Here is a 24,044-nt window from a genome sequence, read left to right on the forward strand (position 1 = left end):
TTTTGCGATTCGATTTGTCAAAAAGACATTGTTATTGCTACTAATATAATCGTAAATAAGGTAAATGAAAAGATTTTCAGCAGGGTTGGTGCTGATGTTGCTATGCACCTTCTCAATTTTTGCACAGAATAAGGTAATTACCGTTTCGGGACGTGTGGTGGAAGCCGACACAAAAGAGCCTGCAGCGCAGGCTACAGTTCAATTGTTATCATTGCCTGATAGCGCTTATGCCGCTGGTATAGCCAGTAGTAATCAGGGATGGTTCACTCTCCCCAAAGTAAAAGCCGGGAAATATGTGTTGAAAGTTTCCTATATCGGGTTTCGTACCAAACTCGTACCAGTACAATTATCTGCTAATGCCACCGATAAAAAGATGGGGACCATTGCATTAGATCCGGATGCTGTTATGCTGAAAGAAGCAGTGATTACTGCCGAAGCTCCGCAGGTGACCGTAAAAGAAGATACTCTGGAATATAATTCGGCTGCTTATCGTACTCCGGAAGGAGCGATGCTCGAAGAATTGGTAAAGAAACTTCCGGGAGCAGAGATTGATGATGACGGTAATGTCAAAATCAATGGTAAAGAAGTAAAGAAGATTATGGTAGATGGTAAAGAGTTCTTTGGGGGTGATGTGAAAACCGGATTGAAGAACTTGCCGGTCAACATGATTGATAAACTGAAAACATACGATAAAAAATCGGACTTGGCACGTGTCACCGGAATAGATGATGGGGAAGAAGAAACCGTTCTCGACCTGAAAGTGAAGAAAGGAATGAATCAAGGCTGGTTTGGTAACGCAAGTGTTGCTGGTGGTACAGAAGACCGTTACGGAAGTAACTTGATGTTGAACCGTTTTGTCGATAATAGCCAATTCTCTTTAATTGGTTCGGCCAATAATGTGAACGATCAAGGATTCTCAGGTGGAGGTGGTGGCCCTCGTTTCCGGAATAGCAATGGTTTGACTGCTACCAAGATGCTTGGAGCTAACTTTGCTACTCAGACTGATAAGCTGGAACTGGGAGGTAGTGCCCGTTATAATTTCAGTGACCGGGATGCAACATCTACAAACTACTCGGAACGTTTCCTGCAAAATGGAAATTCGTACTCCAACTCAAACAGTAAAGGCCGTAATAAAAATACAAACTTCAATGCCGACTTCCGTTTGGAATGGAAACCGGATACATTGACAAACATCATTTTCCGTCCGAACGTTTCTTATGGAAAGTCTAACAGTTATTCTATTTCCGAATCGGGTACTTTTAATGGAGATCCATTTAATTTGGTGTCTAATCCTAATGAGTTTTTGAATAAGATTTTCTGGGGAAGTACAGATGATCCTTTAGAAGCTATTCGTGTCAACGCCAGCAACAGTGAATCAGAATCAGAAGGTCAGAGTCTCTCTGCAAATGCTTCTTTACAGCTGAATCGTAGATTGAATAATCAGGGACGAAACATCACTTTCCGTGGTACATTTAGTTATGGAGATAATGATAGCGAACAGTTTAGTGAATCATTGACGCGTTATTTTGATGATAATGCAAAAAAAGAAGATGATGAACGTAAACAGTATACAACTTCTCCAACCAAGAGTTATGATTATACTGCCGAACTGACTTATAGTGAGCCGATTGCGAGAGCTACTTTCTTACAGTTCCGCTATAAATTTCAATATAAGTATAGTGAAAGCGATAGGAAGTACATACAGTTTGATTCCTGATGCAGATAAAGGACAGGATTGGTTTTGGAATTTTGGTGATGGTCTACCTGAAGGATATGAAGAGAATAAGGATAGAGATTTGAGTAAATATGCTCAATATAAATACTATAACCATGATATTAATGCAGGGTTGAATATTATCCGCGAGAAATATCGATTGAACTTTGGAGTGTCTCTGCAACCGCAGAATACCAGATTAGATTATAAGAAAGCTGAAGTAGATACTGTAGTAAAAAGAAATGTGTTCAATTTTGCTCCTAATGTTGATTTTCGTTACAGATTCTCTAAAGTCAGCCAGTTACGCTTTACTTATCGGGGACGTGCAAGCCAGCCGAGTATGGAAAATTTGCTGGATGTAACCGATGATTCTAATCCGTTGAACATTCGTAAGGGTAATCCGGGATTGAAGCCTTCCTTCTCTCATTCTATGCGTCTGTTCTACAATACTTATAATGCAGATAAACAGCGTGGCATAATGGCTCATGCAAACTTGAATATGACTCAAAACAATATTACCAATGCCACTACCTACAATCAGAGTACTGGTGGAGTAACAGTTAAACCGGAGAATATCAACGGAAACTGGAATGCGATGGGTATGTTTGGGTTCAATACAGCATTGAAAGATAAGCGTTTCACTATAAATTCTTTCTCTCGTGCCAACTATACCAATGCGGTTTCTTACCTTTTCAATGACGATACCAAGATAAATGACAAGAACACCAGTACAACATTGACTTTAGGAGAGAATCTGAATGGAACTTTTCGTAACGACTGGTTTGAATTTACCTTGAATGGTTCGATCAACTATAACTTTGAACGAAACAAACTGCGTCCGGAAAATAACCAGGAACCTTATACATTTGGTTATGGTGCAAGCACTAATATCTCTTTACCTTGGAGTATGACGTTGTCAACCAATATAACTAATAACGCACGCCGTGGTTATCGTGATGCCAGTATGAATAAGAATGAACTTATCTGGAATGCGCAGATTGCCCAAAACTTCCTGAAAGGCAATGCTGCAACCATCAGTTTTGAAGTATATGATATTTTGCGGCAGCAATCCAATATCAGCCGTTCGTTGACAGCCGATATGCGTTCTGTTTCCGAATATAATGGAATTAATAGTTATTGTATGCTTCGTTTCTCTTATCGCCTGAATATTTTTGGAAATAAAGAAGCCCGTGGCAATATGCGTCATGGTGGTTTTGATGGTGGTGGTCCGCGTGGCCCACGTGGTGGAGGCTATGGAGGTGGCAGACCATTCTGAAGTAGCGTAATAGATTCAAATAAAACGAAGAAAGTCCCGGCACAACATTCAATGTTGTCACCGGGACTTCTTTGTTAATCCGATAATTTACTCTATATTTGTTGTTCAGTATCTGTATGAAAGGAGATTCCTATGATTGATTGGAACTATATGCTTAGCCAGATAGCAACAGTAGCTTTTGATATTCTTTATTTTGGAGCCATTATCGGTACGATTGTCATTATCATTCTTGACAACCGGAATCCGGTTAAAACGATGGCATGGATACTCATATTACTTTTCTTACCTATTGTCGGGCTTGTCTTTTATTTTTTCTTTGGCCGGAGCCAGCGTCGTGAGCGTATCATCGGGCAAAAAAGTTATGACCGCCTATTAAAGAAACCAATGGCCGAATATCTGGCACAGGATTGTTCGGATGTTCCCTATGAATACTCCCGTCTTATTCAACTTTTCCAGCAAACGAATCAGGCATTTCCATTTGAGGGAAATCGTGTGGCAATCTATACCGAAGGATATACCAAACTCCAATCATTATTGCGCGAACTACAAAAAGCGAAGCAGCATATCCATATGGAATATTATATCTTTGAGGATGATGCTATTGGACGTCTGGTCAGAGACGTACTGATAGAAAAGGCTTCTCAAGGAGTTGAAGTGCGGGTGATCTATGATGATGTAGGTTGCTGGCATGTGCCTAACCGCTTTTTCGAAGAAATGCGTAATGCCGGTATAGAGGTCAGGAGCTTTTTAAAGGTACGTTTTCCCTTATTTACCAGTAGAGTGAATTACCGGAACCATAGAAAGATTGTTGTCATTGACGGGCGTGTGGGTTTTGTTGGGGGAATGAATCTGGCAGAACGCTATATGCGTGGCTTTTCTTGGGGAGTTTGGCGTGATACGCATATCATGCTGGAAGGGAAGGCTGTGCACGGTCTGCAAACGGCTTTTCTGCTCGATTGGTATTTTGTAGACCGTACGCTGATAACTGCTTCCCGTTATTTTCCAAAGATTGATTCTTGTGGAAATTCTTTAGCGCAAATTGTCACGAGTGAGCCTATCGGACCCTGGAAAGAAATCATGCAGGGCTTGACGGTTGCCATTACCAGTGCAAAAAAATATTTCTATATGCAAACCCCTTATTTCTTGCCTACAGAGCAAATATTAGCTGCTATGCAAACAGCTGCATTGTCCGGGGTAGATGTGCGCTTAATGTTACCGGAACGTGCCGATAATTGGATTACTCATCTTGGATCGCGTTCTTATTTGGCAGATGTGATGCAGGCAGGTGTTAAAGTCTATTTTTATAAGAGGGGCTTTCTGCATTCTAAGCTCATGGTTTCAGATGACATGCTTTCCACAGTGGGGTCTACTAATGTTGACTTTCGTAGCTTTGAGCACAATTTTGAAGTGAATGCCTTTATATATGACGTAGAAACAGCCCTTGAAATGAAAGAGATATTTCTTCAGGATCAGCGAGAAAGTACACAAATCTTTTTTAAGAATTGGGTCAGACGTTCGTGGAGACAAAAAGCTGTGGAGTCTATCGTGCGTTTATTGGCTCCGCTACTTTAATAGTGATGAGATTGATTGGAAAACTTATCTGAACAGTGAGAAGTTTACACTTCCATACACTCTTCTCTCTATGAAATGTGGATTATCTTCGAAGTTATTATCTTTTCCGTGTTCCAGTACCAATAATCCTCCCTCTTTGAGAAGATCGTTTTGGAAGATTAATTCAGGTATTGTTTCCAACTCTTTTAATGCATAAGGAGGATCGGCAAAGATGAAGTCGAACTGTTCGCGACCATTCTTGATAAATTTGAATACATCTCCGCGTATTGGCAGACACTTGTCTGTTTGCACCTCTTTCATGATTTTGCAGATGAACGAGTGATGCGCAGGATCTTTCTCAACGCTAATAACCCGGTCACATCCGCGGGATACCAGTTCGATACTAATACTTCCGGTTCCGGCAAACAAGTCGAGAGCTGTGACTCCTTCTTCAAAATCGATGTAGTTGTTGAGTACATTGAACAGATTTTCTTTGGCGAAATCTGTTGTAGGACGTGCTTTAAATGTTCGGGGCACGTCAAATCTTCTTCGTTTGTAAATACCGCTGATTACTCGCATAAGATAATGTAATATTGTAAGTTGTTGATAGTCAGAAGTGAAAAGCCCGTGTTTCTAATCGTGGGTGACAAACTAGTGACAAAGATAGATATAAATCGTCTTTTACGGGCTCTTCTGTGTTCAAAGGTACAAAATCTTTTTGAAATGGCAATAAAGCTAAAAGGAGGCAGCTTTTTCTCACACGTGTAATGACCCCCAAAAAATCTTCAAGCTTATTTCTTTCCCCTTTTTTATAGCCTCCACAAAATCCACATTTTGAGCATATCTTTCATACGTGCGTAATGACTACGGAAAAATCTTTGTAGTGTATTGTAGTTCCAAATAACGGTTATTTGGAGTTATAGATCATGAGAATTATCAAAAAACACATTTTACCCTTGTCAAAACCTTGTTATTATCCAACAATTCACATTAGGGTAATCTTAGGGTATTTCCACCGTTTTCTCTAGTTATAAGACGGGAATAATCACCTATAGGAATCTAAACGAATAATGTAAATGTAGATAAATGTACATGATTTGCGAAATAGTGCATATTTGAGTAATTTATAACCGTTTTCAAACCGTTTAAAAGAATGTTGTTTAGATTTGATATAAATAAAGCCTCGATCCGTCACGGGTGGAGGCCTCATAGTAAATAATTTGATTGTGAAAGTTGTAATTTAAATAGGATATTGCATCATCACAACGAAATATCCCACTATACACAAAACTAAACTAATATTATTCACCAGTCAAAACCTCCCTATTATGGCAAAATAGGGGTTGACTTCTTTAATAACTCCTGTCGTCACGACGGTGCTATAGTAGGTTAACAAATGGATCATGCCATTAATTCATCAAACTCAATCATTTCATTAATATATTCAATAAGCCTTTCATTTGCGCCACCATCTCGGGCAATGTCGGTAGCTTCTATAAAAAGCCTTTCCGGGTTCTCTCTGGCAACTTTCCAACAGTTAGGGTGTGAAACGGTTTCGAGCTCGGCAAAACTCATACTTCCGTATTTTGCAATGCAATCCTTCAGTATTTCCATATCGGATATAGAAAGGTAATCTGTATTAGCTTGACGCTTTGGTAGCAAATAGTACTGGGAGATATAAACACTGTCTTTCAAACCAGACAAAACCGTTTTATCCCCTTTGATAGCCTTGTATAATTCTATTGGTGCGGGACCATGTGGGAAAGCACAAAACTTATCATCTATCATTGGGTAGCCCCATTCCAGAAGGTTTCGTTGATTGCCAAAGTATAGTATAATAAACAGGCGTTGATAATCAATTCCTCCTGTTCTGTTGATTATGTATAAGACTATTTCAATTAATGCTTGTATTCGATCCTGTCTCATAAGAATACAGATATTGCATGTTTATGATATAGTAGCCAAAAAATTAGAAAGGCTTTTGAAATCGCTAAATTCTTTCATTTCGGCATTGTCGGTTTTCCTTATTCGTTTATTCTTTCTGCTTTCAGACACAATAGACAGCATATTTTTTACAATGCCTTTTGCGTTATAAATTTTGATATTGTCGCTTTCAGACAAATTGCAAAGCTCATCCGCAAAAGACCTAGAAATAAATGTTATTTGCGATAAGTCAATAATAGAAATATTACAATTCAAGATTTTTTCACGCAATACATCGGCATTAGAGCGTGAACGTATTTCTGTTCCAAACAAATCGTAAAGTTTAATCATTTCGTTCATAATACTACCTCCTACCTTATATATTTCATGTAATCAAAAGAATTATTTACTTCCGTGATCGTATATGTCCCCGAATTTTGCTTCTATGAAGATAGGGTATATCACACAATCCATTATCAAACAAACAAATGGTCTATTATCCCCTCCATATCTGAATACGGCAAGCTCCTTAATATCCTCTGTTATTACTGTAGGAAGTGATGTTGGTTTCAACTGTTTAACCGGTATCATTTCAAAACCGTACTGATGTCTCCCGGACACATTAATATCTTTCCAAGTAAGGCTGCACAACTTGTGTATTCTCGTCACAAAATCCTTAAATACACTATTATCGCATCCCTTTAAAGAGGTTTTCATATCCAAGTACTTAAAGCAGAAAAGAGGCTCTTTGCTTCTCGCATCAACCTCCTTATCTTTTAAATTGGGCTTTACATCTTTGCGCTTTAACTTAAACTTGCTACCCATTTATTACGCTTCAATTTGTGTTTTGAAAAATGCCGCCATCTTATCCCTACTTATGACAGAATTTATTTCTGTTGTTTTCCAAGGGGTTTCTTCATGTGTCATTTTCATCAAAGCTACAGCGGAAAATTGATTATATTCCTCATAAACATTGTTGAAAAGTTCTTCTTCGTCATCTGATAAAGATATACCCTCTTTTGACGTTGATATAGAGTTGGATTCAAATGATTTGTACTCCTGATATACAGAAGGAACAACCGGGCCATACTGCCAGGCAACAATATCTTCGTCAAACAATGGCGTTCCAAAATATGCCAGATGAAAACCTTGCTGATAATACATCATCTTCTGCAATTTCAGATTTGATATAGTATCACCGTGTTCCAAATCAGTTTTGGATATAATTTTATTTGCGATGTCTAATGCCTTATATGCCATAATATAATATTTTAATCTGGTACAAATATAGTGTGTTTCCTATCGTTTTCTTTATCTCATTTTATCTTATTTTATTCTATTTGCTTATATTTTCTCCGTTTTGAGGTTTAAAATATGCCGTAAAACATAAAAGCAATAGTACTATAATGTAAGATTTTCTCACGTTATCCTATATTGCTTTACCCAAATAACGCTCGTTTTCGTATTTTGTTTGCGTCTAAGCGGTTTTCTAGCACCGAACAAAGAAACTATCATCCGAAAAGAGAAAGCCCTAAAATCGCAAACCCTGAAAGGAATACGGGTAAATAAGAAATGCCGCTTCGTTTCGCAACGGAACGGCATAAGCGCACAAACACAAAACAAACACAAAACATCAATAAATGAATCTATTTAGATTGCAACCGACTTAAAAGAATAGTTTATAATTCCGACTACAAAGATATAAGAAAGCATTGATTATACAAAGTGGAACGGCTATCATACAACAATACGAAAACCTTTTGTGTAACGTTCTCCTTATATTACGCTGATAGTCGTTCCTATTTCCATAGGTCACAAAGATACAAATTTCTATCAAAACGGATCTGGTTCTTCCACCAATTCCACAAGCCTCGGGAAAGTATCGCTATACCAAACAGGTAGTAATGTGTCCGGATAGTCAGTGCGTATGCTATTCACTCCGTACTTCAGTCCTTTTAAGGCTATCGCTTTGTATGGTTCCCCCGTTCTTGTATAGAATCTCCATGAAGCCTTTTTCTATCAGCAACCGGTTGAATTGTGCTGCCGTGTACTTTTTTCCGTGTATCTTTAATAGGGCTGTCAAGGTGTATGCTTTGCGTACTAGCTTACATTTATCTTCCTCTTTTGCAGGGGATGGTGTAATCTTCTCAATGCTTGGCCGTTTTATGGACTGGCTGGTGTTCTCTGTAGGAACGGGTATATCAATCATTGGCAAACCTCGTTCTTCCGCTATCTTCTTCATTATTTCCAATGTAGCGGCTTTATCCGCTCCGCCTAACCTTTGCAAAGCGCCTACCCACTCGATAAGCTCGTGTACCGTATGACTTGCTCCGGAATCTGCCGGGCCAAGTTGGGCGTTACGCTCCTTTTCTCTGTCTTCTCTTTCCAGTTCATCCCAACGAAGGATTAACTTTGCACGGGCTTCGTCGTTGAACTTGGTAGCGATGTACATACATTCTCGGTAGTCGAGAGTGTACATAGGTCTTTTCTCCCCTTTTGCATCAGTATATTCAACGAGACCAAAATTGGACCCGTTAACCTTCATCCATGCCGGTTCCATTGCTCGGATAGACCGTAATACATGGCGGTGTAGTTTTCCGGTCATTTCTGCAATCTCCACGGAGGACATAGTTCTTTTGCGTGCACTCGGCTCATTTTTGAGTTCAGTGCTTGCATTAATGATTCTTGTTTTCATAATCGATTATATTTAGAAGTTCTTTTGTTCCTTTCGCATTGAGCACCGGACATACACAGCCGACACCATGACGTTTTCAGATGATAGCTTTTGCCGTTCCGGAACACCGTGCGATCATAGAAGCGATGAAGGGGAAGAACCTTGCCGCAATGTGTGCACCTCTTCCGTTCTACTCCGTCCACTATAACCCGGTTCTTTGGCTTCCGTTTAACCAGCCGGCACGAAAGGCACTCATGTGCGCCATATCTCCGGCAATAGGCTATGGAGCGTTCACCACATTTGGCAAAGTGGGTGCAATCGGTACGGGGTAATGTTTGATGTATGTTCATAATCGGATCCTTTTAAAGGTAAACCCGGCAACCGTATTGTTACCGGGGTGGCTTTGTTGATGGCGTCAACTTTCATGTGTCGGAACCGTAGCCCCTAGCACAATTCTATTTTGCTTTCTCTATTCTCATTTTCACAATCCTCGGAGCAGTCGAATTTCTAATTTTTGCTTCGTTCTCCAACTCCTTAACTCTTTCCTTTAATTGCAAGTATTCATCAGTCAGAAATACAAGTCTTTGCAATAAAATTTCGTATAAGTCCATAGTTGATATAGTCTTGATGGTTATTTACTTCTTTTGTTAAGCTCTCTAAGGTCGAATTTAGGACTTTTAGACTTTCCGGTACACTTTGTTACCTTCATGCCGTTGTCCTTTAAAATAAGCCTTTCTATTTCTCTATTCTGCCTCTTCATTCTGTCGAGAACAGCTCTTATTTCATCTTCTAATGATGCGTACATAATATCCTTTTATTGATGTGAGTTATAAACCATTTCATTTAGTACGGTGCAACCGTCTTTGCCTAGATTTACATTATAACTGGTGCCGGAGTCTATAGTAGCTAAGCTATCAATAACGCAAGTCTGGCAATACATAATGTTAACCGTAACTTTATCGTTGTTCTGTAGAATCTTCAGCAGTCTTTCGATAAACTGCTCTCCTTGCTCTGTCCGCTCTTTGCTGGCGGGTTCAATCTTCATTTTCATAGTTATTTTTATATTGACGGATTCCTGTTGTTATCGTTAAACATTTCATCCCAGATGCAGAAAGCAAGAAGGATGATACAAATTATTAGTGTAGCGTTCATGATTGATTAAATATCAAAGAAGTGTTCACCGGGCTTCTTGAAAAGCCGATATCCGGCATACAAGCACCCTAATACAATTATTATCTCCATCTCGTTATAGTTTAATGGTTGTAACCTGTTGGTATATTGATGAGGCTCTTATTATCTCTAATGGTGTGCCGGTCACTTCTATTGCTGTGTACTCTTCGTATTCGAATACTTGATATTTTACTCCTTCTATTCCTAAAGATGTTGTAAAAGCCTCAACGCAAATACTATCATTGAGTTTATAAACCTTTGTTTCTGTCATAGTGTATATTTTATTGGGACGTAACTTTGAGTTACCCCCCATCCGGTTAATAATTCAGTGAAAGAGAAGCACCTATTTTCACAAACCAGTGCCTCAAATGATATATGCGGTAGAAATTAGTCACCGCAATACGAGCCACACCCGTAGCCCATTGCACGACTAATACGGTTTTGATACTCATTGTAAGAGATGCCCTCTTTGCGTGCTGCTATCTCGCCTTTCATGCGTTCCGCTTTGGCTTCCGCTTCTCTTCTGATCCGGTCGGCTTCGATTTGTGCCTGAAGGAGAACCGAACTAATAGCGGCTTGCTCGTTCTCTTCACGTACCTTTGCTTCACGTGCTTTGGTTTCCGCTTCGATTGCTTGGCGTTCTTCCGCTACTCTAACCTCAAATTTTGCCATATTCCAAGATTTACGGAGTGCATCGGCAAATGTCGGGTACTTCGCACGGGCGTTTTTGTAAAGGTTGTGCGCTCTCTTCATTATCTTGCTTAAATCGTAACGTGCCATATCTTTTTTATTTATTACCATTATATTTTTATTTAACGATACAAATATAACTATAAGTATAATGCAAGGCAAGAAAAAACACAAAAAAATTATCAACGAAATATATTTTTATACCGTTTATTATAATTATAAGGTAATCATTTATATATTTGCAAGTGTAATAAACTTATAAACATGGTTATATGGCAAACTTTAGAATTAAGGAGTTATGCAAAGAAAAAGGTATAACTCAAAAGGAATTGGCGGAAAAAATAGGTTTAACTGCTATTGGATTAGCTAAAGCAAGTAGCGGAAATCCAACTATAGAAACGCTTGAAAGAATCTCCCAGGGGCTAGGTGTTCCCGTTACTGATTTATTCGAGAAAGACAGTCAAATCAGAACTATAATCTGTCCGCATTGTAAGCAGCAAATTCCAATAGAGGCAGAGATTAAGGTCGTTTCTAATCCGTAGGTTAAATGCAATGTCCCCTATATTGTAAGCAGTATAGGGGATTTTGGTGCTCTTAATTTAGAAAATATCTGCAAAGGTTGTATTTTATTTTTGATTTTTGTACGTTTGTATATTGTTAAACTTAAAATTGTATAATATGAAACCTATTCACATTGTATTATTTATAGCAATTGCAGCTATAGCTTTATTACCTCTGTATAATATTGTACATCAATTCCTAAAAGAAAAAATATTCTATCTTTTTCAAAGAGGACATATTACAAATTGATATTGGGAATTGCGCTAATTGCGATTGTTTTTGTTACCTATGATACATATCAAAAGAATGAAGCAAAATATAAAGATGAAGAAACGGCTATAGCTATTGAAAAAAAGAAATTGTATGATGCATATAATCATGCAAAAAAAGCTATCTCAAAAATGTTAAAAGCTCCATTAACAGCCCAATTTGCCGATCCCCAAAAGGGAGATATAGTAAGATATGAAATTCTCGATAATAACAAAGTATTAATAAAGTCGTATGTTGATTCTCAAAATTCTTTTGGTGCTATGCTCCGAATGGAATTTGAATGTATTGTCGATGAATACGGAACTGTCACAAATATAAAAACATCAGAAAGATAATTATAAATTCTCCTTTTTTTATAGCCTCCACAAAATCCACATTTTGGATTTTTTCACGTGCGTAATGCCCCCCAAAAAAATCTTTGTAGCAATAAAAAGTGAAAGCCGGAGAGGGATATTCTCCGGCTTCTTCTCACACGTGTAATGACCGTGAAAAAATCTTTGAAAGCATATCAAATAATGTATTCTTCATTCAAACGCTTTATAGCCTTTTTTATTGTTGAGGCTGATAACTTATACTTGTTTGAAAGAAAAGCCCTGATTTCGGCTTCTTTTCGTCCTTCTGCAAGCATATCTCTATACTCATAAAACATATCAAGATACATTATATCATCTGCGCTCACTCCGTTTCTGTTCATTGTAGCGAGTAGAAAGCGGCTTGATGCTAAAACCTCATATACTTTCATCTGCTTTTGGGGTATAAGGTAAGAAATCAAAGCCTTTAAACTCTTTACTGTTGATGGTATGAGTTACCTTTTGTTTATCAGAAAGACCTATAATCCGAGAAACTATATTGGGATTAAACGAACCAACAATAGCACCTTCTAATTGTTGTGTCCTGATGACATTCTCTATGCGTGTAATGACTACGGAAAAATCTTCATGACTACCTTTTTTAAAATCGTTCCAAAAGGACTTACTAACATCTAAATAAGCCATTAACCCGGTCAGAGAGTAAGGACGTTGTGTAGGGCTTTCTTCTTTTTCCTTTATTTCTCCTTTCGTTTTATTCTTGATTACTTTCCATGGAGTTCTGTCACAATAGGCAAAATACTCACAGGCTGCTTCCCACAACTGTTCCGGAGAAGCAAAGCGCTTGCTTCTCCCATGCCTGTTTCTCAACTTCCAAAATAGGTTTCCTTTAGGTGCAGACATAACTAATGTTCTTTCAATTGTTTGATTAAATCTGCTTCTTCCTGATTCTTGACTACAACGGTCAATCCGGTAGAAACTTCTCCGGAATGCTCGGTGTTCTGTTTGTTCTTCCACCTGTCAGGAGCAAGGTTTGTGAGAAGGAATATTCCGGCTCCCACATTAGGCTCAACACGGACATTTTTTCTAACTTCCTTTTTCAACTTCTTTTTCTTGCCTTCCATATAATATTCGGAAGAAACTTGTTCGTATTCATACCCGATGGCAGACCTTGCAAGGGAAGAAACTACATTACGTTCTAACCCGTTTTTGAAATCTTCTTTCGCCTTTTTTATAGCAGTCCCGAAAGTTTCATTTTCCATCCACCGGTAATAGGTACTCTTTCCGATTCCCATTACATTACAGAAGTCAATAAGCTTTGCACCACCATAATCTATAAGTCCGTTTTCACATATCCAGTCAACGCACTTTTGAATTGTCTCTTCATTAAACTTTGCCATATCTTCAATAGTTTTTGATTAATATATTATAAGCTTTCCAGATTTTCAAGTACTTCAACCCGTTTTCCAACTGTGTTTATCTCGGTGACGGAAACCACCGGATTAGGCATCATCTGGACTCCTTTTGCAACTGCCCTAGCAAGCATATCCTCTCCCATGGTCTGGTTACTTGATGCAGTGATGTTTATTGGCACTCCTCCACCCATTTGGTTAAATGAGGAAAGGATCGGAGCAAACAATTCTGTAGCTCTCGCTGTCATTACCGATTCTCCGTTACTTAGTTGTGCCGGTATGCTATCACTCGTTCCAGTTCCCGGTCCGGTAACTAAACCACCAGTGGCAAATTTGGCGGATTTAATCGACTTCATAGCAGTTCCCATAACAGCAGTAACAGCACCAACAACTGTTCCAATAGCCACTAACATATCTATCCATGTTGCGCTCGAACTGGTAGCCGTTTTAACTGCATTTGCAATAGCTACTCCCTGCGCTATGGCAACCTCTGCAATCGCTAATAGTTTTGCGGCACGTGCCATTTCTTCATTAGTTTCTCCGGCCAACTCCAATAAAGAAGAAATTCCTCCGATAATACTTCCGATTGCTTCCGCTTTTTGCTTCTCTATTTCTATCTCTTTATCTGCAAGTTCTTTTTCTGCATCAAGATAAGCATTTTTAAGCTCCAGCTTACGAAGATTGAAAGCCTCTATACTTTCCCCTTCCATTTGTTGGATGGCATCTAATTCCTCCTTTCTTTGCTTTAACCTGATACGATAAACTTTCGCTTCATCATTGTACACTTTTGCAATCTCGGTTTCATAGCGAAGTTTCATTGCATCCTGTTGCTTTTTCAGCAAGTCCGCATCATGTTGTTTTACAAGATCATCAATTTTCTTATTATATTTTTCACGGATGGCAAATTTCATCTGTTCGGTAAGCTCGGTATTAGAAAGGTCTAAATCCCGTTGCGCAATTAATTGCTGCATCTTCAGTTGATATTCCTGTTCGCTCCCTTTCTTGATATATTCAAGCTGTATTTCCTATAAGCTTCTGGCGGTTGGCAATTTCCTTCTGCAATTCTTCATCGGATAACTTCTTTAGTGCCTGTTGTTTTTGTGCTTCTAATGAAGTGATTTGCTTATTGATGGCCTCTTTTGCTTTAGGTGTCAAATCCTCCTCCGTTTTAATACGCTTTTTAAGGTCTTCTATCTGGCGGGAATACTGGAGTTCGATCTCTTCCGTTTGGCGTTTCCGGTTATCTTTTATCAGTTTTAAAGCTTCATCTTCTGCTTTCCTCAATTCGGCAATTTCTTTCTTTTTTGCCTCAATATTGGCTGCACTGGTGATAACTCCTTTTGCTTTGCCTGTAGGCTCATAATTCGTTATATCATTTATTTGCTTTCTTAGAGATTCAACAACAGATAATTGATTCATTCGCTCTTTCCAAGACTTACTAATATCCTGATTTATTTCTTTATTAGTACGATCTAAGCCTAGGCCTTGTCTAATAATTGAAGCATCTTTTAGTTCTTTATTGTATTTCTCGTTTATGTCTATGGCCTTTTTGAAAGATTCTTCCTCTTGTGCCAATGATAATTCGAGAATCTTTAGTTGATCTTGTTTTGCTTTCTCTAAAGCTTCATTGTCGGATATTCCCTGTTTAATATATTCTTTCCGGGCTTTTTCTATATCAATATACTTCTTTTTTGCCATATCTGTCCCAATAGTCTCTCCTAATCGTTTTGCAATGGCTTCTTCTCTATTGGATATAGTTTCTACGGTATCAAACAGCCCTCTAACCTCTTTAATTAGTTCTGAAAGAACGGAGTTCACAAATAGCTTAATCTTAGTTGTCATTTTCTCAAATGATCCTCCGGTAGCATCAAACAACAAAGCAATCTCTTTTGTTAATTCGGTTTGAGAATTAACTAAATCTTCTTCGATACGCCCTAACTCTCCGGCCTTAGCTTTCACTTCGTCCAAATTGGTAGAAATATCTTTCAGTGTCCGGATATACTTCAAACCTGCATCTTCTCCCGGCCCGCCAAATATATCAGCAATAGCAGTTCCAACAGCAGCGGAGCTTTCCGGAAGCTCATTCAATTTTTCAGAAACGAGTTGCATAACCTCAAAAGTAGTAATAGACCCGCTTTGCAACTCCTTTTGTATTTTCTTCGAATTTAGCCCGATTCCCTCTAGTGCTGCAGCGGTGGAATCTGTCATTTCTCGGAGCCGTATATTTGCTTCTTTAATTGTATCTATACCTTTATCGGAGAATATACCCTGCTTATTGGTCTCTGCGATGATGGCTACAAACTGATCGGCCGATATTCCTGCCTCTTTAAAATATGCCGGGTATTCTTTCAGGCTATCCAGAAATTCGCCATTCGCATCTGCTCCTGCTATAAATCCGTCCTTTATTATTTGCAAAGCCTTCTCGGAAGTGATACCAAATTGTTTTGATACTGTATTAGCGGAAATAAGCACTTCTTTAAAGTCTTTCCCGTAATAGTCTGCCAGAGCTTGCACTTCGCTTCGATAAGCCTTCAAATCATCCCCTGATTTATCTGTGAATTGCCTTGTTAACTTTGTAGCCTCAACCAAACCTTTATTATAATCATACCACCATTTAAAAACGACGCCAGCACCCGCTATCCCTGCGATACCTAAAAATACTTTATTCTTTAAAAGGGAAGTTAGAGTATTCCCGAAAGCGGAAGCTTCCGTTTTTAGATTGGAGAAAAGGCCGGAACCGCTTTTGGCATTGTCTGCCATACGTAACAGGGAATCAGCAAAAGAGTTATTCATTCCCAGAGCGTTTTTTATAGCTTCTTCGTAGTTCCCGACGTTTCGATAGAAACGTTGAGTTTCTCCTTCCGCTTCTTTGAGTGAATCCGTTATACCATTGATCTTGCTTTTAAGCTCTTGCCCTCTGCTTGCTTTTCTTTCTACTTCTGAAAGGCTGTCATACTCTGATGTAAGATTGGATAATTGTGCCCGGAGTTGCTTTAAACTACCTGTTTGCTCTTTTTCAATCTTTATATTATTTCTAACATCTTTAGTAAGCGTCTGAACCACGTCTTTAGCGTGCATCATTTTTTTTCTGTTTCTACGAGCTTGGCATTATACTCCTCTTGTGATATTTTCTTGTCTTTCAAGGCCTTTTTATACTCTGCCTCTTCTTTCTTCAAGTCATCAATAACCGCCCGGTATTTTGCAATGTTCCGGATCGCATCATCATATCGAACTTTTATCTCTAATACTTTTTCTACTGTATTTTCATTTTTCATAACTCTTTTCTATTTTTCGGTTAATACTCCGTTACTTGCAAAAAATAAAGCCATAACAAGGGCTGGGAAAGTTTTACTATCCCCTTTGATATTCAGATTATCCAAGAATGAAAGCATTTTTTTACGTTTTTCGGAATCCGGCTCATGTTCATTTATCAGATTCTCGATCATTGATAATGTTGATACAGCCTCCATCCGGTTGTTTTGGATTAATTCTGTAACCCGTTTGCCTTCTGCTACTACTTTCTGAATAGTAGTTTTATACTCTTTAGCCATCTTGTCAAAAGCCAAAGCTAATTTCATGGCTTCTCTGTTGTTTAATAAATCTTTTTCTGTCATAATCATTTCATATTAAATCATTAAATTACAAATCTCCCAGATGATCCAGAGCTTCGTCCGGTATTTCCATATTTATAGCCTCCTCCATAGAGATAGAATGTCCCAAATACTCTTCTAAAAGCATTTTTCTAGTTTGATTGGCCTGTTCGGTAATGCTCCGAACTTTTTCTTCTACATTTTCTTCCATGACATTATAGTTTTAAAAGTTTACACTCACATATATTGTTTTCTCTAGTCGTTATCTCTATGATAGCCAGATAACAACCATATTGAGCCAAATAAACCGGTATATCCATCTCTAAGTCCCGTAATTCGATACTGTTAAGACGGATATACTCGGTCACTACCTTTGCATTATTGATTAGTCCTTTGTACGTCTGATAGTTATTTGCAATTAAGGTAGTCCATTCTAGCCCCTTGAATATTCCCTTCGTGCCATCAAGCAATAATATCCGGGGATTTGTTTTATTATATTCCAGCTCTCCTTCCTCGTTATAAGAATACAGAGGAATATAAGCAACGCCTCCTTTTGTACTGCAGGCGGAGAAAGGCAAAGTGATGGCATCACGTTCGTATTCTATCGTGGCATCATCAACCTGGATATTTCCGTCATAATTTCCCATGACATTATCATCCTCTTTATACCGGAACCAGTTGTTTTGAGCTATGTTATCAAGGGTGTACTGTAAGTTTCTAGGCGTTACGCTATTATAAGCCATTATCACACGATTCGTCCAGTCTACAGCTTTAGATTTGTTTGCAGACAGATTATCAAAGGGAATAAACTTGATCCCGTTTTCGCCATCCGGTAAAGCAAACAGACCGACCATTGAGGCAACGGCTTTAATAAAGTCTATTTGCTTGATGTCCGGAAGATTGGGAACTAAGGGGAATTTCTCACCTAATACAACATCTTCTTCCCGTTCCGTTATAGTTACCGACAAACTCCCTGATACACTATTTATCGGCTGTTGTCCGTTTCCACTTGATATTATAAAATATCCATCTTTATAGACTGTAGCAGAAGTATCAAAGCTATAAACTAGCCGAATATATGGCGGTTCTATATATGCAGCCGGTTTATATATATTTATTATTTCTTCCTGTTTGGTCGGTGTACTATAAACTGTAATTTGAAAAGGAGTATTTAAATAATCAATTCCCTGTGAATAAGTGTATGAAACTTCTATTGTTCCTTTCAGTTTCAATGTTGAATCAAATTTCGGGTAAATATCCCGGCTCCCGTTAGTGCTAACATACTGTTGGGTACTATCTCCTATAGCTTCAAATTTGATTATTGATGAATCATACCCTGTTACTCTTAAAGTCATTGGGTAGGCATCATATATCGCTTGCGAATCATTCCTTGTCAAAAGAGGAATAATCATTTTGTTTATGACAGTAAGTTTGTCAGCAGGGAAATTAAACGTTACTCCGCTTTGCTCCTGAATCTTGTCTAAAATCCATTTCACAGTAACTACCGGATGATACCACACGTTCGGATCATCGGAGTTAAACCCATAGTCAATAAGTGGAAATTGTGCTGAATTGCTTCCCTTATTACTCCATACTACCCAATCCACGCCCTCTACCGTCCCGTGAGTAATATCCGTTAGCTTCTTGCCATCGTTTACCACGCCAGCAAAGTTTGTGACGTTTCCCCATGTAAGAGCAACCTCTATTGTTTCGCCAGTTGCTAGCAGTACTACATTGGCATTTTTAATCATCTCAATACCATTCCGTAATAACGTCCCCTTATGTTTTAGGTAAGGATAACGGCTTATTGAGCTGGGAAGATGTGAACACTCAATCAAAGCCAGATTCTTTGCCGTTTTAGGCAATCTGATCGTATAACTCCTATTACTTATAATTTTACTAATATCGGTTAGCAGGTTACTCTTATAACTCAAAGTAATATCCGTCTTGTTAAGATCGGCCTTTGTCTTATTGATATATAATTCGTCTCTTGTCATAATGTAAAAAAATGATGATTAATAATTTATTTAGTTGAGTAATATTCTATTAACTCCTACAAATGTGAAATCTCCGTTTTGGTCTACTCTAATCCAGTCGGGTACATCACCGAACATTTCTTCAAACTTGGCTTTGCCTATTGTCTTTTCTGCCATATCTTCGACAGATTGATAACCGTTGGCCTTGGCAAAGTTTGCATCAACTCTGATCTCTATAATTCCGCTACCGTCTTTCCAGCATCGGAAAGTGATAGGTAGACTACGAAAATTCATTTGAATTATATCGTATCTTTCATTTTGTTCTACTATCTTCTTCATAATTGCCTTTATTTGGTATAATGTTTGCGTCTAAGCTGTTTTTCTCGCTCCATACGATAGATTGTTCATTCAAGAAAAGAAAATGCCTAATTCGCAAACCCTTTTTATTTATATTCCTGTTTCATGTACTTAAACACTTTCTTCATTGCTCCTTTACCGTCTCTAATACACCATGCAGATACGCCAAACTGTGAATCTCTGGGATAATATTCATAGGAGTACCCGCTTTTTGTTTTCCCAAAATTGGATCGGAATACTTCAAAATATACTATTCCCTCCGGTGTGGTTCTTCGATAACAGTACATTCGGTTTTTTCTGTTTTTGAATACTAATTCGAAAGAATCACCGAACTTTTTAAACTCTGCCTTCAATGATGAAGGCTTAACTATCCATAATCCTTTCATATTCTTTTCACGTTTGCAATATTTTCGATTTTCTCCGTAAAGATGAACATCTTATCATCCCGCAAAAGAAAATGGCTTAAATCGCTTTATTTTGGCTGAATATATTTTTTTGTTCGTTTATCTCTTCCAGACCAAATTCTACTCTCGGATTCCGTTGGTCTATCCGCTTCTCCGCATGAATCTCAAAACAAAGGCTGTCGTTTGTAATAGCCTCCACCATTTGCAAGCAATCAAGGATCGTTTTTAAGGCATTATCCAGATCGAAGCGAATACTTCCATGCCAAACACGGATAAATAGCTTGAAACGACCGGAAATGTGCCTTCCTCGATACTTCTTGCATTGTAGGCAGAAGGATTTCTCATACTCCCTGATCCGGTCATTTTTGATGATCCGTTTCTGGCCATCTTTGCCCGGCACGGCTTGATAGTTGTTTGCTTTCGCTATCACTTGCCCGTAGATTGTTTCTATTTCCATAGCTAGAAGGGATTGTTTTCCGTATAACCTTTCGTATCGTAGTCAAATATCTTAGTTAGGGAACCGTTATGCTTGAATTTGACTGTTCCGACAGAACCGTTTCGATGTTTGGCTATAATCAATTCACCATAGTTGTGAATCTCACGTCCGGATGAATCATTGATACTAATCCCGTAATATTCCGGACGATGAACAAAAATCACTATGTCTGCATCTTGCTCAATGGCTCCTGATTCCCGAAGATCGGCAAGAATCGGTTTCTTGTCTGGTCTCTTGTCTACTTCCCGGTTGAGTTGAGACAGAAGGATAACAGGTACATTCAATTCTTTAGCGATAATCTTTGCCTCCCGGGACATTCGGGCTATTTCCTGCTCTCTGTTTCTAGTTCCATTCGAACTTTCGGTTATCAGCTGGAGATAATCAATTATCACCATCCCGCATTTATTTTGCCGGTGGAACATGCGACACATTGCCCGGATATAACTCATACTTATAGCCGCATTATCGTTTATTGTTATCGGTAAAGTGTATAAAGTTCCCCCTACTGCCTTATCTATTTGCTGTAGCTCATCTTGGCTTATATTGCCGGACCTTAATTTGCTGGGGTGTACATTGGATTCCGAAGCTATGAAACGCTCATACAGGCTTATAGAATCCATTTCTAAAGAGAAAATGACTACCGGAATGCCTTGCTTAGCTGCCGACTTTCCAAAATGTAAAGATACGGCAGTTTTCCCCATGGCCGGACGTGCTGACAATACAATCAATTCGCCACCATGCAAACCGGAAGTCATATCGTCAAGGTCCTGTAACCCGGTTGTTATTCCTGTCTGCTGCCCGCTGCTATACAGTCCCATTTTCCGATCTATGTTTTTTAATGCGAATTGTGCAATGTCTTTGAATGATTGGGCTTCACTTTTCCCAATCAAATTCTGTTGCATCTGTTCCAGTGCTTTTCCCGCATTGAAAAGGACGTCTCCGATATCTTCCGTATCATCATAGGCTTGTTGTTGGAGTATATGGGATAATTCAATAGCTTTCCGTTGTAGATATTTCTGTTTAATCATGAGAGCATGTTCTACAGCATGGAATGAGTCGTAGCCGTGATTCAAAGTTTCAGCAATGAAGTGGGGCGGAACTTCTTCTATCTTTCCCATCGAACGTATCTCATTCGTTACTGACACTATATCACATGGTTTATTGTTTGTATGGAAGCGACTGGATAGCTTCATACAATATTGCATTCCGGATATCAAAAAACATGTCTGTACTTAGATCGGAAGATATAGCATCAAATACTTTATCGCCTCCAAAGCCAAGGAGAGAACCGTTAATGGCTTGTTCCGCTTCTGGTGCGTTCGGCATTCCTTTAACTTGGGATAATGTAGACTTGTTTGTTTTCATCCTGTACCTCCTTTCTTCCGTGATTCTGCCACCAATAAGTAAACCTTCTCTTTGCATCCGATATATTCGATATACTCCGTTCTTCTCCGATTGAAACGATATAAGCAATGAACTTATCTAACTGGTCGGGAAGCATAGAAATAAAAGACACGCCTAAAGTAGACTGCATACAAACAGATTCTTTCCATGTTTCGTCAGATAGTAGTTGCTCTTTGATTGATTGAAGGTCGAGAACTTTATTCGCTCCCTCTCTCACACTCTCTCCATTAAGAGAGAGAGTATCACTAACACTTACACTATCACTTACACTTACAGTTGACGTTCGTTTACGGTCGCATACGGTCGTTGTCGTTCGTTTACGGTCGTTCGCTTGATGTTTTCTGCTTTCTGCACTTTTGAGAGCGGCTTCTTTCCGTTGTTTGATAGCAGCATCATATTTGCCTATATTACGGTCAATAGCCGGTTTAAAGATGGAGAACATTGCATTGACTACAGTATTGTCTGTTTGCGGCATTTCTTCTGTTCTAACATAGTCGAATATTGCTTTGATGAGTTCGCCTGCAATGTCGTTGGGCTGTCCGTCGAACGCATCTTCCCATTCTGTATAAAGTACAAATGATTTTCTACTCATTGATACCTCCTTCCCAGTTAATAGACATTTGCCGTTTGTCTGGCTCTAACCAATATAGTTTTCTTCTATCGTCCAGACGAATGTCTTTAATATCCCAGCCTTCATCATTACGGAGGGTGGAGATTACACGTCTGGCGTCATTCGAATTTGTTTCAGCGTTGATTTCTCTTGCCGTTACTTTCCGGCCAGATAAGAAAATAGATCGTACCTGTTGAATTATTCGAGATGATTTGTTATCTTTGCTCCTGTTGTTGAGGAGATTGGCGGTCGTTGAGGCTGCCTTTTTCTTTTCTTCCATAGCTAGCCCCTTTCTTATTTACGTTTAGAAACAATATAATCAGCTGCTTTTTGTTCCAGCTCTTGGTTAGTCGCTATTTTGTTTTGCCTCATCCAGTCCTCTAACTCTTTTCTATCAAAATAGACTTGTTTCCCTTTTGGCTTATAGTGTGGAATTTGATGATAACACGTTAATTTATAAAGATGGCTCCTACTTAATCCGGTAAGGAGTACAACATCTTCAAAGCAAAGTACATTTTTAGCTGCTAATAGGCTGTATCGCTCTATTCTATCCAACTGTTGTTTCAATTCTTCTGACATTCTACGATAATTATAAAATTAAACATTATTGGGCGTGTACTTTGCCCGGATGTTTTGTAATTACATTGCAAATATCAGAAGGATAGGAAATAAAAAAGCCCTATATAGTGCCTATTATAGTGCCTATATAGGGTTTATTATAGTGTGTTATAATATACACTATAGTGATGCTAATGCTTGATTATCATGTTATTCGAATATTTTTATAATTTCTTTTTCTCTGTCTACTTTTCCAAACCGCTCCTTGCTTTCTCGCCTTGTTTGTGCTAGGTGTGCTACATTCCAAAGTGTTTCAAAAGTTTTCCATTTATGTTTAATTTTTAATTTCTCACTGCATATTTCAGCAAATAAAGCAATTTGATATTTAGTTGTTCCCTTAACCCATTGGAAACGGTCATCCATAAATCCCGCTTCTATTGCTTTAGAAAAATATTCCTTTGCCTGTTGAGTATTTAATTCTTCAGGCAAAATATTATTATTAATTGGAGTAGCTGGTTGATCGTTTAAATGATGTTTTTGCATTTCAATCTCCCCAGTAGGTTTTATTGATATTCTTTGAATATTGGGATCGGATAGGGTAATAGAGATTGTATTCCCTACATTGTTGTATGTAGACTTGTTATTCCCGCCAATAGAACCAAAATTTATATTGGAGTTGATATTAACCATTTTCCTCTGAATATTTTGGGATCCGCTTTGTACACCGTAATTATTTTCATGTATATAATTCATTACTCCATAATTTTTTTGTACTACATTACCTTTGTTTTCTCCTATTATCATACCGGAGTTAACAATGTTTCTATCATTAGTGTTTATTAGTTTACTCTTCTCGATTATCCATCTTTCTATAAATTGTAAGTCTATACTGCTCATTTTTAGAGACTTTCCTAAAGTACTTGATATATCATCAAAAGCACCTTTTATTACTAGAATAGCATCTTTTTCCTCCCAGCCTTCTTTTAGTAAAGTTATAAAATAACATTCTAAGTCATTGTTTATACTGGAGACGTTATGATTTCTTCTGCTTATTTGCCTTGCTGTCAATTCTAAAGCCACTTTATTTATATTCATGATCC

At 38.4% G+C, this 24,044-nt stretch carries 32 protein-coding genes and 1 pseudogene; 5 read left to right on the forward strand and 28 right to left on the reverse strand.

What is annotated here, in order from left to right:
• Positions 1 to 64: 64 nt before the first annotated feature.
• Positions 65 to 2,990: pseudogene (locus NXX38_RS11305) on the forward strand (TonB-dependent receptor).
• 132 nt (positions 2,991 to 3,122) lie between these two features.
• Positions 3,123 to 4,562 (forward strand): cardiolipin synthase, encoded by a 1,440-nt coding sequence (gene cls / locus NXX38_RS11310; RefSeq protein WP_258979479.1) that lies wholly within the window; start codon positions 3,123 to 3,125, stop codon positions 4,560 to 4,562.
• 24 nt (positions 4,563 to 4,586) lie between these two features.
• On the opposite strand, the gene NXX38_RS11315 is transcribed toward cls, so the two are convergent.
• The 6 genes from NXX38_RS11315 to NXX38_RS11340 form a co-directional block, all read right to left on the reverse strand.
• On the reverse strand, positions 4,587 to 5,120 hold the full coding sequence (locus NXX38_RS11315; RefSeq protein ID WP_099146476.1) for an RsmD family RNA methyltransferase: 534 nt from the start codon (positions 5,118 to 5,120) through the stop codon (positions 4,587 to 4,589).
• 822 nt (positions 5,121 to 5,942) lie between these two features.
• Entirely contained in the window at positions 5,943 to 6,467 is a 525-nt protein-coding gene (locus NXX38_RS11320; protein ID WP_258979480.1) for a Panacea domain-containing protein, read from the reverse strand.
• Between the two features lie 21 nt (positions 6,468 to 6,488).
• Positions 6,489 to 6,824, reverse strand: coding sequence for a hypothetical protein (locus tag NXX38_RS11325; RefSeq protein ID WP_258979481.1), 336 nt, complete (start codon positions 6,822 to 6,824; stop codon positions 6,489 to 6,491).
• Positions 6,825 to 6,866: 42 nt separating this feature from the next.
• Positions 6,867 to 7,289, reverse strand: a complete 423-nt coding sequence (locus NXX38_RS11330) for a hypothetical protein (RefSeq protein WP_258979482.1) — start codon at positions 7,287 to 7,289, stop codon at positions 6,867 to 6,869.
• Positions 7,290 to 7,292: 3 nt separating this feature from the next.
• Positions 7,293 to 7,724 carry a Panacea domain-containing protein gene (locus tag NXX38_RS11335; protein ID WP_258979483.1) on the reverse strand — a complete coding sequence of 144 codons (432 nt, stop codon included), beginning with the start codon at positions 7,722 to 7,724 and terminating at the stop codon, positions 7,293 to 7,295.
• A gap of 670 nt (positions 7,725 to 8,394) precedes the next feature.
• Positions 8,395 to 9,159 (reverse strand): Rha family transcriptional regulator, encoded by a 765-nt coding sequence (locus NXX38_RS11340; RefSeq protein WP_258979484.1) that lies wholly within the window; start codon positions 9,157 to 9,159, stop codon positions 8,395 to 8,397.
• 80 nt (positions 9,160 to 9,239) lie between these two features.
• Here NXX38_RS11340 and NXX38_RS11345 point away from each other — a divergent pair, with 80 nt between their 5' ends.
• Positions 9,240 to 9,470 carry a hypothetical protein gene (locus NXX38_RS11345; RefSeq protein ID WP_258979485.1) on the forward strand — a complete coding sequence of 77 codons (231 nt, stop codon included), beginning with the start codon at positions 9,240 to 9,242 and terminating at the stop codon, positions 9,468 to 9,470.
• Between the two features lie 299 nt (positions 9,471 to 9,769).
• Here NXX38_RS11345 and NXX38_RS11350 read toward each other — a convergent pair whose 3' ends face one another.
• The 4 genes from NXX38_RS11350 to NXX38_RS11365 form a co-directional block, all read right to left on the reverse strand.
• Entirely contained in the window at positions 9,770 to 9,943 is a 174-nt protein-coding gene (locus NXX38_RS11350) for a hypothetical protein (protein WP_258979486.1), read from the reverse strand.
• A 9-nt stretch (positions 9,944 to 9,952) separates the two neighbouring features.
• The gene (locus NXX38_RS11355; RefSeq protein ID WP_258979487.1) at positions 9,953 to 10,183 is read right to left on the reverse strand and encodes a hypothetical protein; all 231 of its coding nucleotides are present in this window, start codon (positions 10,181 to 10,183) and stop codon (positions 9,953 to 9,955) included.
• Positions 10,184 to 10,384: 201 nt separating this feature from the next.
• Complete coding sequence (locus NXX38_RS11360; RefSeq protein ID WP_258979488.1) at positions 10,385 to 10,579, reverse strand: 2-C-methyl-D-erythritol 4-phosphate cytidylyltransferase; 195 nt, start codon at positions 10,577 to 10,579, stop codon at positions 10,385 to 10,387.
• 116 nt (positions 10,580 to 10,695) lie between these two features.
• A complete protein-coding gene (locus NXX38_RS11365) occupies positions 10,696 to 11,109 on the reverse strand; it encodes a hypothetical protein (RefSeq protein WP_258979489.1) in 414 nt (137 codons plus the stop codon).
• Between the two features lie 161 nt (positions 11,110 to 11,270).
• Between NXX38_RS11365 and NXX38_RS11370 the strand changes: the two genes are divergently transcribed.
• Positions 11,271 to 11,540, forward strand: coding sequence for a helix-turn-helix domain-containing protein (locus tag NXX38_RS11370; protein WP_258975195.1), 270 nt, complete (start codon positions 11,271 to 11,273; stop codon positions 11,538 to 11,540).
• 270 nt (positions 11,541 to 11,810) lie between these two features.
• Positions 11,811 to 12,164, forward strand: coding sequence for a hypothetical protein (locus NXX38_RS11375; RefSeq protein ID WP_258979490.1), 354 nt, complete (start codon positions 11,811 to 11,813; stop codon positions 12,162 to 12,164).
• A gap of 173 nt (positions 12,165 to 12,337) precedes the next feature.
• On the opposite strand, the gene NXX38_RS11380 is transcribed toward NXX38_RS11375, so the two are convergent.
• The 18 genes from NXX38_RS11380 to NXX38_RS11465 form a co-directional block, all read right to left on the reverse strand.
• Positions 12,338 to 12,571 carry a hypothetical protein gene (locus tag NXX38_RS11380; protein ID WP_258979491.1) on the reverse strand — a complete coding sequence of 78 codons (234 nt, stop codon included), beginning with the start codon at positions 12,569 to 12,571 and terminating at the stop codon, positions 12,338 to 12,340.
• Positions 12,558 to 13,040 (reverse strand): DNA-packaging protein, encoded by a 483-nt coding sequence (locus tag NXX38_RS11385; protein WP_258979492.1) that lies wholly within the window; start codon positions 13,038 to 13,040, stop codon positions 12,558 to 12,560. The genes NXX38_RS11380 and NXX38_RS11385 overlap by 14 nt, the downstream gene beginning before the upstream one ends.
• Positions 13,041 to 13,042: 2 nt before the next feature.
• Entirely contained in the window at positions 13,043 to 13,537 is a 495-nt protein-coding gene (locus NXX38_RS11390; RefSeq protein WP_225449604.1) for a hypothetical protein, read from the reverse strand.
• A 26-nt stretch (positions 13,538 to 13,563) separates the two neighbouring features.
• On the reverse strand, positions 13,564 to 14,520 hold the full coding sequence (locus NXX38_RS11395) for a hypothetical protein (protein ID WP_258979493.1): 957 nt from the start codon (positions 14,518 to 14,520) through the stop codon (positions 13,564 to 13,566).
• A 40-nt stretch (positions 14,521 to 14,560) separates the two neighbouring features.
• Positions 14,561 to 16,630 (reverse strand): phage tail tape measure protein, encoded by a 2,070-nt coding sequence (locus tag NXX38_RS11400; protein WP_258979494.1) that lies wholly within the window; start codon positions 16,628 to 16,630, stop codon positions 14,561 to 14,563.
• Positions 16,627 to 16,824, reverse strand: coding sequence for a hypothetical protein (locus tag NXX38_RS11405; protein WP_258979495.1), 198 nt, complete (start codon positions 16,822 to 16,824; stop codon positions 16,627 to 16,629). Before NXX38_RS11405 ends, NXX38_RS11400 begins: the two co-directional genes overlap by 4 nt.
• A gap of 9 nt (positions 16,825 to 16,833) precedes the next feature.
• Entirely contained in the window at positions 16,834 to 17,163 is a 330-nt protein-coding gene (locus NXX38_RS11410) for a hypothetical protein (protein WP_225449600.1), read from the reverse strand.
• A gap of 25 nt (positions 17,164 to 17,188) precedes the next feature.
• The gene (locus NXX38_RS11415; RefSeq protein WP_195351904.1) at positions 17,189 to 17,350 is read right to left on the reverse strand and encodes a hypothetical protein; all 162 of its coding nucleotides are present in this window, start codon (positions 17,348 to 17,350) and stop codon (positions 17,189 to 17,191) included.
• A 4-nt stretch (positions 17,351 to 17,354) separates the two neighbouring features.
• Positions 17,355 to 19,136 (reverse strand): hypothetical protein, encoded by a 1,782-nt coding sequence (locus tag NXX38_RS11420; protein ID WP_258979496.1) that lies wholly within the window; start codon positions 19,134 to 19,136, stop codon positions 17,355 to 17,357.
• A gap of 30 nt (positions 19,137 to 19,166) precedes the next feature.
• On the reverse strand, positions 19,167 to 19,454 hold the full coding sequence (locus tag NXX38_RS11425; RefSeq protein WP_258979497.1) for a hypothetical protein: 288 nt from the start codon (positions 19,452 to 19,454) through the stop codon (positions 19,167 to 19,169).
• Between the two features lie 104 nt (positions 19,455 to 19,558).
• Entirely contained in the window at positions 19,559 to 19,858 is a 300-nt protein-coding gene (locus NXX38_RS11430; RefSeq protein ID WP_258979498.1) for a hypothetical protein, read from the reverse strand.
• A gap of 76 nt (positions 19,859 to 19,934) precedes the next feature.
• Entirely contained in the window at positions 19,935 to 20,333 is a 399-nt protein-coding gene (locus NXX38_RS11435; RefSeq protein WP_258979499.1) for a RusA family crossover junction endodeoxyribonuclease, read from the reverse strand.
• A 2-nt stretch (positions 20,334 to 20,335) separates the two neighbouring features.
• Positions 20,336 to 21,517, reverse strand: coding sequence for a replicative DNA helicase (locus NXX38_RS11440; RefSeq protein ID WP_258979500.1), 1,182 nt, complete (start codon positions 21,515 to 21,517; stop codon positions 20,336 to 20,338).
• A 13-nt stretch (positions 21,518 to 21,530) separates the two neighbouring features.
• Positions 21,531 to 21,698 (reverse strand): DnaB-like helicase N-terminal domain-containing protein, encoded by a 168-nt coding sequence (locus tag NXX38_RS11445; protein WP_258979501.1) that lies wholly within the window; start codon positions 21,696 to 21,698, stop codon positions 21,531 to 21,533.
• 4 nt (positions 21,699 to 21,702) lie between these two features.
• Positions 21,703 to 22,368 carry a DUF6291 domain-containing protein gene (locus NXX38_RS11450; protein ID WP_258979502.1) on the reverse strand — a complete coding sequence of 222 codons (666 nt, stop codon included), beginning with the start codon at positions 22,366 to 22,368 and terminating at the stop codon, positions 21,703 to 21,705.
• Positions 22,361 to 22,666 (reverse strand): AbrB family transcriptional regulator, encoded by a 306-nt coding sequence (locus NXX38_RS11455; RefSeq protein ID WP_258979503.1) that lies wholly within the window; start codon positions 22,664 to 22,666, stop codon positions 22,361 to 22,363. Before NXX38_RS11455 ends, NXX38_RS11450 begins: the two co-directional genes overlap by 8 nt.
• A gap of 14 nt (positions 22,667 to 22,680) precedes the next feature.
• Entirely contained in the window at positions 22,681 to 22,965 is a 285-nt protein-coding gene (locus NXX38_RS11460) for an AlpA family transcriptional regulator (protein WP_258979504.1), read from the reverse strand.
• Positions 22,966 to 23,154: 189 nt separating this feature from the next.
• Positions 23,155 to 24,039 carry a hypothetical protein gene (locus tag NXX38_RS11465; protein WP_258979505.1) on the reverse strand — a complete coding sequence of 295 codons (885 nt, stop codon included), beginning with the start codon at positions 24,037 to 24,039 and terminating at the stop codon, positions 23,155 to 23,157.
• Positions 24,040 to 24,044: the final 5 nt, after the last annotated feature.

Source organism: Bacteroides sp. BFG-637 (genome assembly GCF_024793605.1).
In the GTDB taxonomy this organism is placed as follows: Bacteria; Bacteroidota; Bacteroidia; order Bacteroidales; family Bacteroidaceae; genus Bacteroides; species Bacteroides vicugnae.